Here is a 15,838-nt window from a genome sequence, read left to right on the forward strand (position 1 = left end):
TTCGAATACATCGAGCGGTTCCACAACCCGAGGATGCGACGAAGGGTCGCCAGGCAAGACCAGAAGTTCTCAGCCCTTTTACAACCGTCCGTGATTTCGGGGTAGAACCCCGAAGACCGATCCGCGCCTGATCAACGATGCCGATGCACTGGCCTATGTCGACCACCTCAACGGAGACCCTACCGCCTCGACACGGGCGCGGCAGGAGGGCATGCGGACCATCGCTGCGTTCTTTGAGTGGCTACAGAAGGAACGCAAGCTGCGCCGTGACAACCCCTTCGATGGCCTCGCCAAATCAGTGCGGCCAAACGGGAAGAAGGTGAAGCGGAAAATTCGCGCTTGGCACGCGGAAGAACTGGTGACCTTGATTGAAGGCCTAGACCCTCGCGCTCCCTACTGGTCGCTAGTGGTGCTGGCGATCTACTCGGGATGCCGCATCAGCGAACTTTGCGGGATGAAGTTGCAGCACACCGCGCACCGGTGCCTAAGCGTCACTCGAGATATTGCCAAGACCGACCATTCCGTTCGCTCTGTCCCGATCCATCCCATCATCGCGCCGCTTGTGGCGAAGCTAATCGAGACATCCTTCGACGGCTACCTCATCAGCGGGCTGTTGCTTGCAGGCGAAGACAAGCGGCGTGGCGCCTACCCCAGTAAGCAGTTCTCCATCATCAGGCATCAGCTGGGCCTCTCCGACCCTCTCACGGTGTTCCACTCGACCCGCCACAACTTCACGACTGCACTGGAGCGGGCCGGCGTGCCCCACAACGTCATGCAACGCCTCACCGGCCACGCCTTCCAGAACATCACGCTCGACAGGTACAGCGATGGCCCGGAGCTGGCGACCTTCCGTGATGCCGTCGCCCGCGTCACCTACGACCGGCGGAAGTCAGAAGACTATCCCGCGATCACCGTAGATGCACTGGTCACCGCCAAGCTGGCGGACTTCGAAGGCAATACGGCGTGGAAGCACAAGGGAGGCCGCGCCGTCATTCCAACGGCGGTTCTTGGGAGCGTGTAACCAAATTCATTGACCGCCCGAAAGAGCTACCCCAATATGCTTCAACGCGCCAAGGCAACGCCGATCAAGTGCCGGAAAAACGGAACACACCTTACGAGACAGTGATCCAGCACGGCGCGGCTGTCTCAGGCCGGACTTGTTCAACCTTGCTCTAAGTAACGTACTGCCATGTTGAAGCAAACGGGAGTTAGATAAAGAGATGGCATTGAGAAATACTGTCATAGCTAATATCTGGAGTGCCCTCGAGAGGTCTCCATTCTCTCCGTCTGATTTCCAAGTGGTCACGGATGATCGCGACTACCTGCTGCGAATTGTCTTCAGGCACAAGGAAGAATATACGTTCACTCTGCGACGACTTGGCCATGAGTTTTTAGTGGTAGCTTCGCCGGGCGAGCATGAACTCCAAGAAAGCCTGAAGGTTTCCAACCCATCTCAAAGCCCGGACCAAATCCTTATATGGACCAGGAGCATCAGGGATGAGTTGCGCATCGCTCTTCCCGTTTACTCCGAACTCGATGCCCTTAGAGAGCAGCTTGAGAAGCACGTCCAAGCGCATATTCAAGATGCCCAACAGCCTTTCAGCGATGAAGAGTCAGCCGAATTACGAAGCAAGCTCGATGATCTCATGGCGAAGTTTGAAGAGATGGCGCAACGCCAAGAACTGAGCCAGCAGGAGGTTAACCGCTTGCAAAAGGAGGTCGCCGCCATAAAAGCCAACTTGGATGGCTACCCAAAAGGCACTTGGTATAAGACCGCCGCCAGCAAGCTATGGCTCGCTGTAAGTAAGGTCGGGACATCGAAGGAAAGTCGCTTAGTACTCGCAAAGGCAGCCCAAAAACTTCTGGGTCTAGACCAGTAGAATTTACTACTCAGAGCGGGCCAGGACGCGCGACACAGCAGCTGCCGTCCATTGCCCGCCTCTTCGTGTCGTCATGCCTCGCGCGTTCAGAGCCTTGGCCAACTCCCTGAGAGTCCCGCAGCCTGCGGCCTGTGCCTGCTGAATCACCGGCAGGACGTTGCTGGCGAACTGGTCGGCGCCGGCCCGAATCGCCCCAGCAGCAGCAGCCCGGGCCGCGCCAATCTCTGGATTTCCCAACGCCACGCCACGCCGCTTGGCAGCCGCCAGTGCTGCCTTTGTCCGCTGGCTGATCAGCCGCCGCTCTTCCTGCGCCACTGCTGCAAGGATATTGATCGTCAGCTCTGTGGCCGACGGGTTATCAGCAGCGACGAAGTGAACCCCCGAGTCCATCAGGCGGGACACGAACGACACCTTGCGGCTCAGTCGGTCGAGCTTTGCGATCACCAGGGTGGCCTTGTGGCGCTTCGCGTGGTCGATGGCCTTGGCCATCTCAGGACGATTATCGTCCTTGCCAGATTCGACATCGGTGAACTCCGCGATCAGCGCCCACGGACCGCCCGTAAGGTAGTCCGTCACCGCCTGCCGTTGGGCGTCGAGGCCCAAGCCCGAATCGCCCTGCCGCTTGGTCGACACGCGGTAGTACGCCACTGCCTTCCTGTCCATAACAGTCCCCTGCTCGTTGGCCCGTATCAATTCTATACCGACGTTTAGATTCGATACAAGACCGGGACGGCGGCCAGATAGCGGACACCCGGCAGGGCACTGCCAGCGCAGAAGCTCACCAGATGCATCAGGAGGCCGACACTCACCGGATGGCATGGCACTAGCAGGCGCCCCATGAGCAGCCCTCCTGTGGTCACTGGCGAGCTTCTAGAGGCATTCCGGGCGCTGGCGACACCGCCCACTCGACTGGATCAAAAAAAAGACCGGCCACCCGGTGAGGATGGCCAGCCTTGGAGAGGTGGCAGGACGGCGCGTGGTCGCGGCCTGTCGGCTGCCGATGGCAAGCGGTGAAGCTGTTCGCGGTAACAGGAGGACACGAAGTGTCCGACTGTCATGAAGGAGTTCTTCTAGAGGTAATCCATCGTCAATGAAGAAGAGAGAACTACTGCTAGACCAACTGTTCGTCTAACAGTTAGACCTTAGGGTTCTACCTTAAGAGGGACTCAGGCGATGCCGTTCAATGGGGACTCGACTCTCGACCATGCCAGCGGCCAAGGCCATCACGCCGACCGAATCGACCCCACTCCACCGCCTGATTCGCAGCGACCACCCAGGGGGGGGGAAGCCGCTGCAAGTGCTACCACCCTTAAATGACCTCTCAGATTTTCGCTACAAAATTCATCGGCGCCAGCCGGTAGACCTCAAGCCCCCAGCCCGCCACCACGATCCGCACCACGTTTCCCGCGTCCCACTTCACGAACCACTGCCGGTCCACGCTGAACCACCACGACAGGCCAAGCGCATCCATCTCCACACGAGGCGCTGCGATCAGGCCCCACCCCCACCGCTGGCCCGGCATGGCCTTCCAGCCATCCCAGTTGACCAAGTCGATGGCAACGCCAGTGGCGAAGTCACGCAATGTACGAACAGCACGCATGGTCCAAACGATCATCTGCAATCCCCATCAGCCCGACAGTGGGCGGCGGGATTCTGCTGGTGGTCCGCTGGTGACGCCACCCTGACTCGTCGGACTTGTGGTTTTCGCCGACGATCTCCACAGTAGACCGCACGATCACTCCTCAATCGTGGATTAATCCATTATCCGGGAGGACTGAAGCCGCCAGCAACGGCTGCCCTGCCGTGGCACCGGCGTTCGTGCAAAAAATAAATACCACCGCGAAGGCGGGGACCATGGTTGCTACGATGCAACGGCAAGTTGCTACGGCGACGGTCTCAAGCCACCATCCAAGTCACTGATTCGAAACGGAATTGATCGACGTTTTCGATAGTGGAGCGGGTGAAGGGAAAGAACCCCAAACCCGCCTAACCCGATGATCCAAAAGGCAATACAGGCCTCAACGGGTTAGAAAAACGATACCTCAAACGATGCCTGAACTCTAGCAGGGTCGTGGGTCGCCACTCAAGAACTCTTGGGTGGCGACATGCAGCGATTCCTGTTTTTGGTCCTGGCGGCCTTGACCGCCCTCCCCTGCCATGCGCAAGACTTGCCCGCCGAACTGGCACCGGTCCACCTGGCCGACCTCACCAGTCAGCAGGGCGAAACGCTGCCGTCTTTCCTGCTACGCGTCGGCGGCGCGCTCCACGGATACACGCGGGAAACCGGTTTTGAAGCGTGTGGTGCCATCGGCGAGCAGGATGGCATTTACAGCGTCCGCTTGTTTTCCGACCGGGTGCCCCACGGCTGTGTCGTGCGCACCAGCACGCTGGCCCAGGGCTTCGCATTCACTGGAGAAACCATTCACTCGCACCCGCATGCCAAGGTATTGACCATGACCACGCGCGCTCACGCCTGGTCGCAGTTTTACCGCGACGGCCACGCTGGAGCGCCAACCCTGCGCAACGATGGAGCGACGGGTTTCAGCAAGGCTGACCGCGCTAACGGAGATGGCTGGTTGGTCGCTGGCGGGCAGTTGCTGCACCTCGTCAACGGAAAGACCGAGCGCCATGGCTCGGTCTCTACCCACTGACTCCTTTGCCGCTTAGGGGCATTTGAACTCATATGCCGACCAGTCAGACGCTCCAGTCACCTGCCAGTAGAACGCCGAGCCAGCTCCGACCACCTCGCAGGCGCATTCGGACGGCCAATCTACTGGCCCATTGCTGGGGGTGTAGCCAAACCCTGGCATCGGACTCAGTCTCTGCTGAAGTGCGGCGATGCAGCTCCGACGCTCTGACGTCAGCGCCTGTTCTTGAGGCAGGACGGGGGAAAAAGTTGCGTCATCGTTAGTGTTCACGCTTTGCGTGCAGTGGGTCTGGTCCGCGTAATACTGGGACGGGGCGCAAAAGACGCCCCAACCGTAAAGCCCGCCGTCGCCCCACGAAACCCACGACCTCCCGCTATAGGACGGATAGGTTTTTGCCGGTGGTGCTGGAGTGGTGCAAGTGTTGGAGGTGATGACCCAACCGCTGGCCGCCGAGTATGTGCCGCTCCAGCTATCGGACGTGCTCGATACCGGGGAGCCGGTGGCAGCAGGGCACGCCCAGGACGTGGTGCGCGTGCCGGTCTCCACCCGCGTGCGCTGTTGGACGATGCTACCGGTCTGTCCCGTAGGGCATCCCAGACTCTGGCTCTCGACAGGCGCGGGCCGAGTGATGGCCACTGACGTGGACGAGGGGGCCACGCACGCCGGGGCGCAGGTGCTGGAAACAGTGGCCCATGGGCCATAGACACCCGTGGCCCAGGCTTCATAGGGCCCGCCCACCTCCCCGCAGTAACCCACGCGCTGCTGCGTCACAGTTCCGACTTGCCCTGCCGGGCAGTTCACGTTTTGCGCCTGCGTCGGCGGCACCGTGCAGACCGGCAAAACTGTGGGTGTGCTGGGAGGCGGAACCGCCGGCGTTGGCTGGGGAGTCTGTGGGACCACTGGCGCGGGCGGAGCTACAGGCACGGCAGGCGGCGGAGCCGCAGGCGTGCCAGGCGACACCACACCGGCGGCTCCAGGAGCAGCATCGCCCACGCTGGGGGCCCCATCAACCGGTGCGACTGGCGTTGTCGGGCTGGCTGGGGTCACGCCGACCGGGGCCGGCGGGAGTGCGATGGCAGACACGGCCACGGACGAGCCGGAGGCCAACCCCGAGAAATACACAAATCCCATCCGGTCCCCGCCGTGGGCCTGGCATGCAGCGGCGGCGGTAGCGGGGTCGTATCTGTTGCCCACGTAGACGCTTTCCCCGTCGACCTGGGCATCCCAAACGGCCGGGTCGCCGGACATGGCCGCGACCAGTCGGGCGCATGCCGCCTTGGGCACTTCGCGGGTTTCGACCAAAAACGAATCGTTCCCGCGTCGAACAGTGTTCGCCACGAACGACACCGAACCGCCCCACACGTTGCGCAAGGCGTCGCCCTGGCGCAGCCGCTGGGCGGCCAGGTCGTCAGATTGCACCAGGGAAGAGCTCAAGCCTGAGTAGCCGCCCAGGATTCCAAGGCTGCGGTCGATGGCGTTGGCGGTTTCACTGAAATCTAGTTGAGTCTGTTTCACGTCGGCGGCCACTGAAGTGGGACCGAATATAAGCCAGCCAGCGGCGGCCATGGCCGAGGCCACGCCAAGGACCAAAAGCACTTCCACCAAGGCGAAGCCGTGCGCATGTGCGCAGGCTCGCGCAAGTTTTGTTGGACGGGGCGCACTCATGACCGGGCCGCCTTGCGCGCCGCATCACGCGCTTCCAGGTGGGCGATGCCACGCTTGCGCAGTTGCTCGCGTAGCGGTGCATGCGTGCCCATTTTCTCGCCGACGAGCAACAATGCCCCGACGATTTCCGCTGGGTCCCAGTGGTCCGCGTCCGCAGCGATGGTCAACCCACCTAACACAATCTTGCGGTGCGCATCGGCGCTGCGAAACAGCGCGGCGCGCTCCTTCGCCCGCTCACGAGCAGCCTGCCGGGCTAGCCGTTCCTTCTGTTGCTTCTCCGCAACGAGCAGCTTGGCTTGCTCCTTGGCAGCGGCTTCCAGAATCCTCGCCAGTTTTAGTTTTTGCTTTTCAACATCCGCCACGACACGCCTGCATATAACCCTTGATAAACCATGCAAGCAGATTCAGCGCGGAGCGCAAGGGGCCACGCCCCAAAACTGGCGCGAGCGAGCAGCGAGCGCCGCCTTTGCTTTTGGCTAAAAACTTGACACTTCAGATGTGCATGTAAACCTGATTCAGGGGGCCAGCGAGCGCAGCGAGCAGCCCGGTTCTCATGCGGTTTTCAGCGGGTGCGAAGCGCCCGAAGAAAACAACAAGAGCGCGGTTATGCAAACTCTTCGAGTTTGCCCGCGGTCAGGGGCTTCGCCCCCGACACCCCGCGAGCGCTACGCACTCGCTGCCCCCTTCCGCCGGACGCCCCCGTGAACGGGGACTGGCGGGCTTGCCAAAGCTTGGGGACCGTGTGGCCATTTACCGTTGCGAAATCAAAACCGTCAGTCGAAGCCAAGGCGCCAGCGCCGTGGCCGGCGCGGCGTATCGCGCGGGCTTGGATCTCAACGACTTGCGCACGGGCGAGCGGCACGACTACACCCGCAAAAACGGTGTGGTGGCCTCGGGCATTCTGGCCCCGGCTGACGCTCCCGATTGGGCCCAGGACCCGGCCCAACTCTGGAACGCCGCCGAAGCCGCCGAGACGCGCAAGAACAGCGTGGTGGCACGGGAGTTCCTGGTGTCGCTCCCGCACGAGCTGACCGACGCCCAGCGCGCCGACTTGGCCCGCGACCTCACCGCCCACCTAGTGGACCGGTTCGCCTTTGCGGCCATGTTCGCCATCCATGCCCCGGACAAGAAGGCCGACGAGCGCAACCACCACGTCCACATTTTGGCGACGACGCGGCGAATGGAGCCGACCGGGCTGGGCGCGAAAACCCGTGAACTGGACGACCGGAAGAGCGGCGCGGTGGATGACGTCCGCGCTCAAGTCGCCAGCACTATCAACCTTCATTTGGAGCGCGCCGGCCTGGCCGTGCGCGTGGACCACCGCAGCTTGCTGGACCGGCAAATGGCCGCCGTCACCGTGGGCGACTTTGCCAAGGCGGCCGAACTGGACCGCCAACCGGAACCCAAGGTGGGCCGCACCGCCACCGCTGCCGCCCGCCGGGGCAAGCGCAGTCCCCGCGCCGAACGCGTCCAGCGGGTGCGCACCGAAAACGCCCAGCACGCCCAGGCCCAGGCCGACCGCTTCCGCGAGCTCAAAGCCCAAGCCGCCGCCGAAGGCCGCTTGACCCTGGTCGATGAGCAGGCCCTGCACGCCCGTGCGCTGTTGGAACGTCAGCATTCGGCTGCCCAGGCTCGCCGCCCCCTTTCCACTCCACGAGCCCCACGCCATGACCGAACTACCACCAACGCCCAGCGCCGACGCGCCCCCGCTCTCACTCGAAACAGCCTTGATGCTGTCCGAGTCAGAAAACCCCGAGATGGCAGCCAGCGCCTGCCTGCGCTGCGCCCACTCCACGGCCTTAACCCTGGGCTGGCCAGTGATGGACGACCAGCCGCCAAAACCGCCGGCTTTAGTCGTGTTCTGCGGCCAGATGCACCGCGACATCGAGACCCTCGTCCAGCGGTGCTCCGGATTCCAGCCCAAAGCCTGACACCTAAGGCAGGGGCCGCCGTCCAGGCGCGTGCACAGCGTCCCGCTGCGCACAAAGCCGGGGCATCCATGCCCCGGCCGGCCGCTGGCGCGGCTGGTCATCAGGGCAAGGGGGCGGCAGCGGTTGAGCGCGCTTCACGCAAATACACTCAGAACCGGCAGGCGGAAATCATGGCAGGCGATCAGGCGGTCAAAAATCTGGAAGAGATGATTGAACAGATGTTCAAGGTGGCACGCCGGGCGCTTATGTCCAGGAACGCCACACCCGAGCAGCGTTCTGCCTCTCGCATGCTCATCCAGCGGTGGGACGACGTGGCCGAAAAGCGCCAGGCACATGCGGACGCCAAACAAGCCAGGGAGGACGCCAGGCTGGTCCGCCGCAGGGCCATGGCTGACGCCAACACGTTCCCGGTGCCAACGGATTTTCGTTCTACCCTTCTGCGCAGGGTCGGACGGCCTACCGCCAAAGACCGGGCCGCACAGGCGGCGCAAGAACAGAAGCAGCAGGCCAGGCTGCAAGAGCAGCAGGCCCGTGCATTGCGCGAACAGACCAGGGAGGCCAGGAACAAAGCCGGGGTGGCGTTCGAGCTGGCCAAAGAAAACTTCCTGGCGCAGTTCCCCAAGCAGTTCCCGACGACGCCTTCAGCTTCTCCACCGGCGGCGTCTCCAACCCTTGGCCCCGAGCCTTCCTCACTGATTCAGCCTAGTCTCGATAGCGGCTTGAGCTCCCCCAGGAAGCCCGCGCCGCGGCCATGACACTCGAAACCGAGCAAGAAACCCATTTCCGCAGGGTCTTTGCAGGCTGAACTGGGCTTGATACCGTTGTCCGTTGCAGACAACTCGTGACGCTAATGCAACAGCCAGCACTCGCCAGGCTCCAACCGCTTCTAGACCAACTTACCGAGGGCCAACTGTCGCTTGTGGGCGACGTTGCTAGGTTGTTTACAACTGACCATACGTTTACATGCTCGCCATTCCTTATCGGGAGCGGCGTCCAGTTGATGACTCAGGAAATCGTCGATGACCTTGGCGATATCATCCGCGTTCATCACGCTTTTTCACGTGAAGCCTTCTCAAAAGATAAGTTCGAATACGCGCTGGAACGTGTCCAGAAGGCCCACGGTCGGGATGCAGAGTTGGCACCGCGCGGCAACAAGGGATATGACCTAAAGATAGGCGACGAGCGATTCTCGTTGAAGACAGAAGCATCGCAGTCCATCAAGGTCGATTCGATTCACATTTCCAAGTTTATGGAGCTGGGCGGTGGCAAATGGACAACTGACCCCGCTGACTTGGAAGGCCTGCGCCAGCAGTTTATCCAACATCTCAACGGCTACGAGCACGTGTTGACGCTGCGTCGGTTGCCGGCCAAGGCGGAGGGCTGGCACAAGTATGAGCTCGTAGCCATCCCCAAAGAACTTCTTTTGCTGGCAGCAGGCGGTGCCTTGGAGATGCGAGCGGACAGCAAGCAAACCCCAAGACCTGGCTATTGCTACGTGGGAAATGCCGGCTGGGCTTATCTTGCTGGAACTCGACCTAGCCCGAAGGACTTGCAGTTTTCGCTCTACTTTGACGGTGGTGGCGAGAGAAAACTGCAAATCAAGCACATGAAAAAGAGCCTGTGCAAAGTCATCGCGACTTGGGAGTTCGAAAGCTTACCGGTGTGACCTGCGGACTTGCTTGGGAGCGGCCAGCCGTTCCCGAGCCAGTTGCGCGTATTCCTCTGACAACTCAATCCCTACGAATCGTCGGCCGTTATCGCGAGCGACCTGTCCAACTGTTCCCGAGCCGAAGAATGGGTCCAAAACCAGGCCATCGTCCTGCGTGCTTCCCGCCATGCAAAGCCGCACGAGCTCGCTGGGAAACACGGCGAAATGGTTGCCGCCGTAAGGCTCCGTGTTGATAGCCCAGACCGAACGGCGGTTTTTTGCTCCCTTCCCGTCCGCAGTTTTTTCCTTCATTGCGCCGATGTCGTAGTAGTAGCGTTCCGACTTCGAGAGCAGGAAAACGTATTCGTGCGACCGCGTAGGACGGTCCTTGACCGATTCGGGCTGACAGTTCGGCTTGTGCCAAATGATATCGGAACGAAGGAACCAACCATCAGCCTGCAAGGCCAATGCAAGCCTCCATGGAACGCCCATAAGATCTTTTGGCTTTAGGCCTTCAGGGGTAGGGGCGCGGTATTCCATGGCCCGCCCTTTATTCTTCTTGTCAGGCGCGCGCCAAGTGCGGCCGCCGCTTGTGAAGCCATCCCCGATGTTCAGCCAGAGCGTGCCATCGGCCCGCAAGGTTCGACGCACCTCCCTAAACAGCAAAACCAAGTCGGTGATGTAGGCGTCGAGCGTCGGTTCTGCACCGATTTGGCCAGCGACTCCATAGTCGCGCAGCCCCCAATAGGGGGGGGATGTGATGCAAGCATTGAAGGTGTCGCTCGGGAAGCTCGCCAAGACACGCCGCGCATCACCCACAATCAGCCTTCCTCTGGCCTCCGGCTCATCGGTGGCTGGCAACGCAGAGGGGTCCAAGGCTGTCTCGTTCACAATCTGAAGCATAGATGGGTCACTGTTCGACTACTGCGTAAGGGTCCCGTGCATGCCCCCCCCTTGGTCAAGCACTGCTCTCATCTAGCGGACAGACCAAATAGGCATCGCCCCGGCCTCTTGACAAGCGACCGGGGCGAGCTAGTTTGGATTCACGGCCCCCGAGTTTGACCGACTCGGAGGCGAGCAAAGTAGGAATCAGCTACCCGCCCAGGCAAGGCCCCTTGAGGCCACTCTAACAAGCCTGGACGGACCCGCAAGCCCCCCTCCTTTCTCTCCTCCCTGTCTGCCCAGCCCGAAGGCCGTTGGTAGCCGTAACTCGTTGTCGGTGGAAAGACCGGCTGCGCACAGGGATATCTGGGAGCCCGCAAGGGCTTGGGTTGACCGCCACCAGGGTGCGCAGGCTTTGAAGCAGGGGGACAGGGTGCTGTATGGCCCGCAACCTGCGCCAACCCAGTGAATCATCTGTCGCGGGGAAACCGGGAGTGCTCAAGCTGGCCCGGAAGCGTGCGCCCCGACACTGTCCGTTCACGCCGGGGTATGGTCAAAGGATTGCTGCTAGGAGTTATCCCAGGAACAACGCGCCTGGGGCGGGGGAGCCCACTGGAGAGACGCCCGGCTGTTGGCCGGGTGGCAAGACCCAGAGCCGGGGCAGTCAGACTGCCTGAACTTGCCGTAGCGGTGTCGTCTGATTATCACCGCGCCCGACTGTCGGGCCGTCCTTCGGGGCGGTAACCAACGGGGGCCAAGTCACCCCTGCCGCTTCGCGCGGAGGTCCTAGGGGAGACTTTGCCCTTCATCGTCGGGGGGAGCCGGAGGCGACCCCCAAGATGAAGGGCAAAGCAGGGGAGCTTAGCTAAGCTTTAAGGGGAAGAAGGGCAGGCCCGTGCAAGCTTTTCCTGTTTCAGGAAAGCATATCGGCGCGCGCCGCCCCCTTGCGCATCGAGCCAAACGCGCTAAAAACTGGGGATGGACAGTGCCACTCGCCGAGCCGCCGCCAAGGCAGCAGACAAACTTCTGAAAGCCGCCGGTTACGACACGCGGGGCAAGAACCTGCGCAAAACCATGAAGAAGAAACGCAAAGCGGCACACGTCGCCCGGCAAGGAAAAAAGACCGGGAAAATGCGTGGTGCATTGGCCCGCAAGGCGATGACTTGACATTGCTCCGGGCTGTATTAGGTTTGTCGTGTCGGCGGGCTTCCCCGCATTAGCGGGGATGAATCGGATTGTTTACCACCCTATGGGTGGCTTAGAAAAAAGCTTTGCCCGCCGACACGTTCACCGCCCTCTGGGTGGAAAGTAGGTTCCCCCTTAGGGGGTAGTGAGTCCTAGCGATGCTGCTGGATTCAGTCTGGTTCCCCATCGGGATAGCAACACCAAAGCCCTCGCTCACGCGGGGGCTTTGCTTTTCTTGGGCGCTTGACGCGCCACCCGCTTCGCAACGCTTGCTGCCCGTTTTAGTTGGTCGGCGAACTGCCCAGGAACGTGCGCCGGAAGGCTGACAGGCGGCACCAAGAGTTTGAGGGTTGCGACACGCTCGGGCAGCGTCTCCGGCTCGGAGAAAGGCGGCACCGGCAGCCCGTCCTTATCGACGTATACAGCACGGAGCGTTGTTGCTGGCGGCTTGTAATGGCCCGTGATTCGTCCAATAGCCGGGTCCCGTTGCTCCTGCTTCATCCCAGCAGCGGTGAGCGCCCTGTCCAGGTGCGTAATGAGGTAATGCCGGAAAGCGTGGAAGCCCATCCCAGGGTCAGCAATCCCTTGCTTCTTGATGTAGCTGGAGAACTGGCGGCTCAACTGCCGCCCCAGCCCCAAGCCGGTGGAGTTTGGCAGATTCGGGAAGAGCCGCTCATGGCCCGCGGCTCGGACCTCTTCGACGTAGTGCAAAAACCCTGCGTCCAACACCGGCTGCGCCAATGGCACGAACCGCTTGGAGTTAGGGTTCTTAACCTTGTTCCCTTCTACTTTCGGGGTCACCACAAAGCCCCACACCCCTTCAATCGCGCACACGTCGACCACCCGCAACTGAGCGACCTCAGTAACACGGGCACCGCTGTAGAGCCCAAGCACAACGCCCCAGTAGCGATGAGGCCACTTGGCGGACCAGCCAGAAAAGGCGGGACCGAAAACTGTCTGAAGCTCCGCATGGGAGAACGGTCGTCCACTATCGGCTTCGACGTCAGCGCTGTGGGCTGTCATTCTGGCCAGCCCTGCCATCGGGTCGCGGTCGAGCACCCCAGACGCATGCAGATGGCGAACGAAGACGGCGAGGCGGTCCCAGTGCTTGTTCAACGTCCACGCCTTGGGAGATGGCTCTCCGTTGCTTTTGGACAACGTCACAATCTGCCGGACGGTCAGGCCACGGTATTCGGCGCGCTTAGTGGCATTCTTTGGCCAGTGCTGAACGGCGTCCAAGAACTCGCGCACGTGCTCAACGGTGAGCTGGCTTGCGGCGATATCCCCCACTACACCAAGCAAAATCCGCAGGCTGTGCCGGCTTTCGATGAGAGTCTTGGGGTCGCGCTTGGCGCGACTCAGGTCGGCTACATGCTTGTCGATGGCCTCTGACAGACTAGGCCCCTGTTGCTGCTTCGCCTCCGCTTCGGCTCTCTTACGGGCGCGGGCAGCCTTCATCCAGTCCCCATCGTCCTCAGCAGGCGCGGGTTTGCTGCGCAGAATGTCTGCAAACATGCGTGCGTCCTGTGGCGTGTCGATTTGCGCCCTCTCTACCCGTGCGCCCCCTGGCAGCGTGACGCCCTGAAGAGTGAGTTCAAACAACTCGCCGGAAGCAGCCTTCCGAAGCAGTTCATCAAGTTCCTTCTTATCCACACTCCCACCCGCGCGCATCGCCTTGAAGATGTTTGAGAGTGCCATAGCCAAGCGAGCCGCTGCCAGCCGGGCGGCATCGCCAAGCGGGAGATGCAACGCGCGAACAACGAAGCGCGAGCCCAGCGAATCGCGGAGGTCTTGAGGAACGAGGAAGCGGGCATAAACACCGCTGGGACGACTGAGCAGAAGCGCTTTTGGCATGGCTGCCGATACCTCAAACGATACCTAAAGGGAGGTCGTTTGAGATGCGCCAAACACACAAAAATCATTGCACTTTCAACCACTTAGTGCTAGTTTTTGCATTGAGTGGAGCGGGCGAAGGGAATCGAACCCTCGTCAGTAGCTTGGGAAGCTACAGCTCTACCATTGAGCTACACCCGCGTCGGGTGGGCAGTCTATGCGCTGGCCGGCGGCCGGCGCAACGCCGTCGAGCGATGCACCGCCCGGCGCGGGGCCGGGCGGTGCGGTCCGGCGGGCCGGACCGGATGGATCAGAAGCTGCCGCCCAGGCTGACGAACACGCCCGAGTCGTTGGCGCTGCTCTGGCCGATGGTGCTGCGCGCGCCGAAGTCGGCGTTCAGGCCGGCGATGTGGCCGCGGGCGCCGACCACGACCACACCGTAGTCCTGGTCGAATTCCACGCCCGGCACCGCGTAGCGCATCGCGCCGGGGATGGACTGCAGCGAGGCCCAGGCCTGGGCGGGGCTGTCCTCGAACTCGCGGTTGTAGGTGGCCTGCACATACGGCGTCCAGGTCGGCGAGATGTCGAAGCTGGCGCGCCAGCCGGCGCTGCCGATCAGCGAGTCGAACTTCTGGTTGGGGAAGGACAGCGCTGTGGAGGACAGGTTGTTCTCGTCGTAGCCGTCGACCTTGATCGTCTGCGAGACCAGGCCCAGCACCGGGCCGGTATGCCAGGGGCCACTCTGATTGAAGTCGAAGCCGGCGTTGATCGCCGCGGTGAAGTTGCTGCCGTCAGGCGAGCCTTCCTGCTTGCGCGTGGCCGTGCCCAGCTGGATCTGGCGGGTCACATCGAAGCTCAGCCAGGTGTAGCTCAGTTGGGCGTTGACCCAGGCGCCGCGCCCGGCCCACTGCGCGAATACGCCGGCGGTGGTGTCTTCCTGGTCGAACTTGCCGCTGGAGTGGCCGAAGTCCTGCTTGCCCTTGCCGTAGCCGGCGAAGGCGCCCAGGGTCCAGCCGTTCTGCGCCCAATCGACGCCGAACAGCCCGGCCGGCGTGGTGCCGTCGTACAGGTCGCCGTCCTGCTGGCGCTGGCGGTCGGCACGCAGGTCGCCCCACCAGCTCCAGCCCTGTGCCTGGCCGGTGGTGTCGGCGTGCATGGACACGCGCTCGGCGCGCGAATAGCCCACCACCGAGGCCGAGTGCGGCAGCACGGCGATCTGGCGCGGGCCTCCCAGCACCGACAGTGCGTACTGGCCCAGCAGCTGGTGCGCGGCGGTGCTCGGATGCACGCCGTCGGCGAACACGTAGTCGGTGTTGGCGGTCGGGGTGACGTAGTTGAGCGGACTGCAGGTCACCGAGGACATCGCGCCGCAGGCCGTGCCGGTGGCATTGGTGAAGCCATACGCGGCCGGGTTGCTGGTGACCTCGTCGATCAGGGTGAAGGTGTCCAGCGGGATCACGCGCAGGCCCGAGGCGGCCAGGCCGTTGAACAGCGCGGTGTTGTAACCCGTGGCCAGCTGGGTGCCGGCGGCCGAGGTCGCCGCGCCGCCTGCGAGGAACTGCGGGGTCTTGCCCAGGTCAGGAATGGTCGGCACCAGCACGTACTGCGCGCCGGCCGCCTGCAGCCGGCCGATCACGCCCACCTGCGCGGTCACCGCCGAGCCGATGATGGTCTGGGCCTGCGCCGGCGCCTGGGCAGCGGCGAACAGGTCGTTGGCGCCGCCCCACACGGTGTACAGCGCCTTGGCGTCGGCGACGCCGCCGGTCTTGGTGAGGTAGCTGTTCACCTGCGACACGATCGATGGGGACGGGCCCAGCGCGGTGTTGACCGTCGCGTTCACGCGCGCGCCGCCCACCGCGTAGTTGGTGCCGCCCTGGTTGTCGCTGGTCGCGTTGGTGCCGTAGAAGTCGGCCACGTACTCGCCCCACACCAGACCCGGGTTGGTGGTGAAGCGGCCGACGATGGCCGCCGACGGGCCGGCGACCTGGATCAGGGCCGGGCGGAAGTGACCCGAGTCGGTCAGGCTGTCGCCGAAGAACACGGTCTGCGAATAGGCCGGCTGCTCGGCCTGCGCCGGCACGGCGAACGCGGCCAGGGCGACGACCACCGCTGCGGACAGGGTGGACAGGGAACGGGGTGCGGACATGCGATCCTCCAACGGATCAG

General features: G+C 62.6%; 12 protein-coding genes and 1 tRNA gene. 6 read left to right on the plus strand and 7 right to left on the minus strand.

Annotated features, from left to right (window positions below; translation table 11 throughout):
- Window positions 1-211 precede the first annotated feature (211 nt).
- On the plus strand, window positions 212-1,021 hold the full coding sequence (locus WFQ05_RS18455; protein ID WP_337054865.1) for a tyrosine-type recombinase/integrase: 810 nt from the start codon (window positions 212-214) through the stop codon (window positions 1,019-1,021).
- A 277-nt stretch (window positions 1,022-1,298) separates the two neighbouring features.
- Entirely contained in the window at window positions 1,299-1,880 is a 582-nt protein-coding gene (locus WFQ05_RS18460) for a hypothetical protein (RefSeq protein WP_337054866.1), read from the plus strand.
- A gap of 6 nt (window positions 1,881-1,886) precedes the next feature.
- Here WFQ05_RS18460 and WFQ05_RS18465 read toward each other — a convergent pair whose 3' ends face one another.
- Both WFQ05_RS18465 and WFQ05_RS18470 read right to left on the minus strand, forming a co-directional pair.
- Entirely contained in the window at window positions 1,887-2,528 is a 642-nt protein-coding gene (locus WFQ05_RS18465) for a recombinase family protein (RefSeq protein WP_337054867.1), read from the minus strand.
- A 673-nt stretch (window positions 2,529-3,201) separates the two neighbouring features.
- The gene (locus WFQ05_RS18470; RefSeq protein WP_337054868.1) at window positions 3,202-3,495 is read right to left on the minus strand and encodes a hypothetical protein; all 294 of its coding nucleotides are present in this window, start codon (window positions 3,493-3,495) and stop codon (window positions 3,202-3,204) included.
- A gap of 490 nt (window positions 3,496-3,985) precedes the next feature.
- Here WFQ05_RS18470 and WFQ05_RS18475 point away from each other — a divergent pair, with 490 nt between their 5' ends.
- Window positions 3,986-4,531, plus strand: a complete 546-nt coding sequence (locus WFQ05_RS18475) for a hypothetical protein (RefSeq protein ID WP_099527266.1) — start codon at window positions 3,986-3,988, stop codon at window positions 4,529-4,531.
- Between the two features lie 1,658 nt (window positions 4,532-6,189).
- Here WFQ05_RS18475 and WFQ05_RS18480 read toward each other — a convergent pair.
- Window positions 6,190-6,555 carry a conjugal transfer protein TraD gene (locus WFQ05_RS18480; protein ID WP_099527268.1) on the minus strand — a complete coding sequence of 122 codons (366 nt, stop codon included), beginning with the start codon at window positions 6,553-6,555 and terminating at the stop codon, window positions 6,190-6,192.
- Window positions 6,556-6,935: 380 nt separating this feature from the next.
- Here WFQ05_RS18480 and mobQ point away from each other — a divergent pair, with 380 nt between their 5' ends.
- Both mobQ and WFQ05_RS18490 read left to right on the plus strand, forming a co-directional pair.
- Window positions 6,936-8,879, plus strand: a complete 1,944-nt coding sequence (gene mobQ, locus WFQ05_RS18485; RefSeq protein WP_099527269.1) for a MobQ family relaxase — start codon at window positions 6,936-6,938, stop codon at window positions 8,877-8,879.
- 95 nt (window positions 8,880-8,974) lie between these two features.
- The gene (locus tag WFQ05_RS18490) at window positions 8,975-9,790 is read left to right on the plus strand and encodes a restriction endonuclease (RefSeq protein ID WP_099527270.1); all 816 of its coding nucleotides are present in this window, start codon (window positions 8,975-8,977) and stop codon (window positions 9,788-9,790) included.
- On the opposite strand, the gene WFQ05_RS18495 is transcribed toward WFQ05_RS18490, so the two are convergent.
- Entirely contained in the window at window positions 9,779-10,648 is an 870-nt protein-coding gene (locus tag WFQ05_RS18495) for a site-specific DNA-methyltransferase (RefSeq protein WP_234852580.1), read from the minus strand. The two genes, WFQ05_RS18490 and WFQ05_RS18495, sit on opposite strands and share 12 nt — an antisense overlap.
- Before the next feature lie 984 nt (window positions 10,649-11,632).
- On the opposite strand from WFQ05_RS18495, the gene WFQ05_RS18500 reads away from it, so the two are divergent.
- Complete coding sequence (locus WFQ05_RS18500) at window positions 11,633-11,821, plus strand: hypothetical protein (protein WP_099527272.1); 189 nt, start codon at window positions 11,633-11,635, stop codon at window positions 11,819-11,821.
- Between the two features lie 231 nt (window positions 11,822-12,052).
- On the opposite strand, the gene WFQ05_RS18505 is transcribed toward WFQ05_RS18500, so the two are convergent.
- The 3 genes from WFQ05_RS18505 to WFQ05_RS18515 form a co-directional block, all read right to left on the minus strand.
- A complete protein-coding gene (locus WFQ05_RS18505; RefSeq protein ID WP_130523300.1) occupies window positions 12,053-13,693 on the minus strand; it encodes a site-specific integrase in 1,641 nt (546 codons plus the stop codon).
- A gap of 106 nt (window positions 13,694-13,799) precedes the next feature.
- Window positions 13,800-13,873 (minus strand) — tRNA-Gly (locus tag WFQ05_RS18510).
- A gap of 109 nt (window positions 13,874-13,982) precedes the next feature.
- Window positions 13,983-15,779: an autotransporter domain-containing protein gene (locus WFQ05_RS18515; RefSeq protein ID WP_337054913.1), complete on the minus strand. Its 1,797-nt coding sequence runs from the start codon at window positions 15,777-15,779 to the stop codon at window positions 13,983-13,985.
- Window positions 15,780-15,838: the final 59 nt, after the last annotated feature.

Origin of the sequence: Pseudoxanthomonas sp. USHLN014 (genome assembly GCF_037153335.1) — a bacterium.
GTDB lineage: Bacteria > Pseudomonadota > Gammaproteobacteria > Xanthomonadales > Xanthomonadaceae > Pseudoxanthomonas_A > Pseudoxanthomonas_A winnipegensis.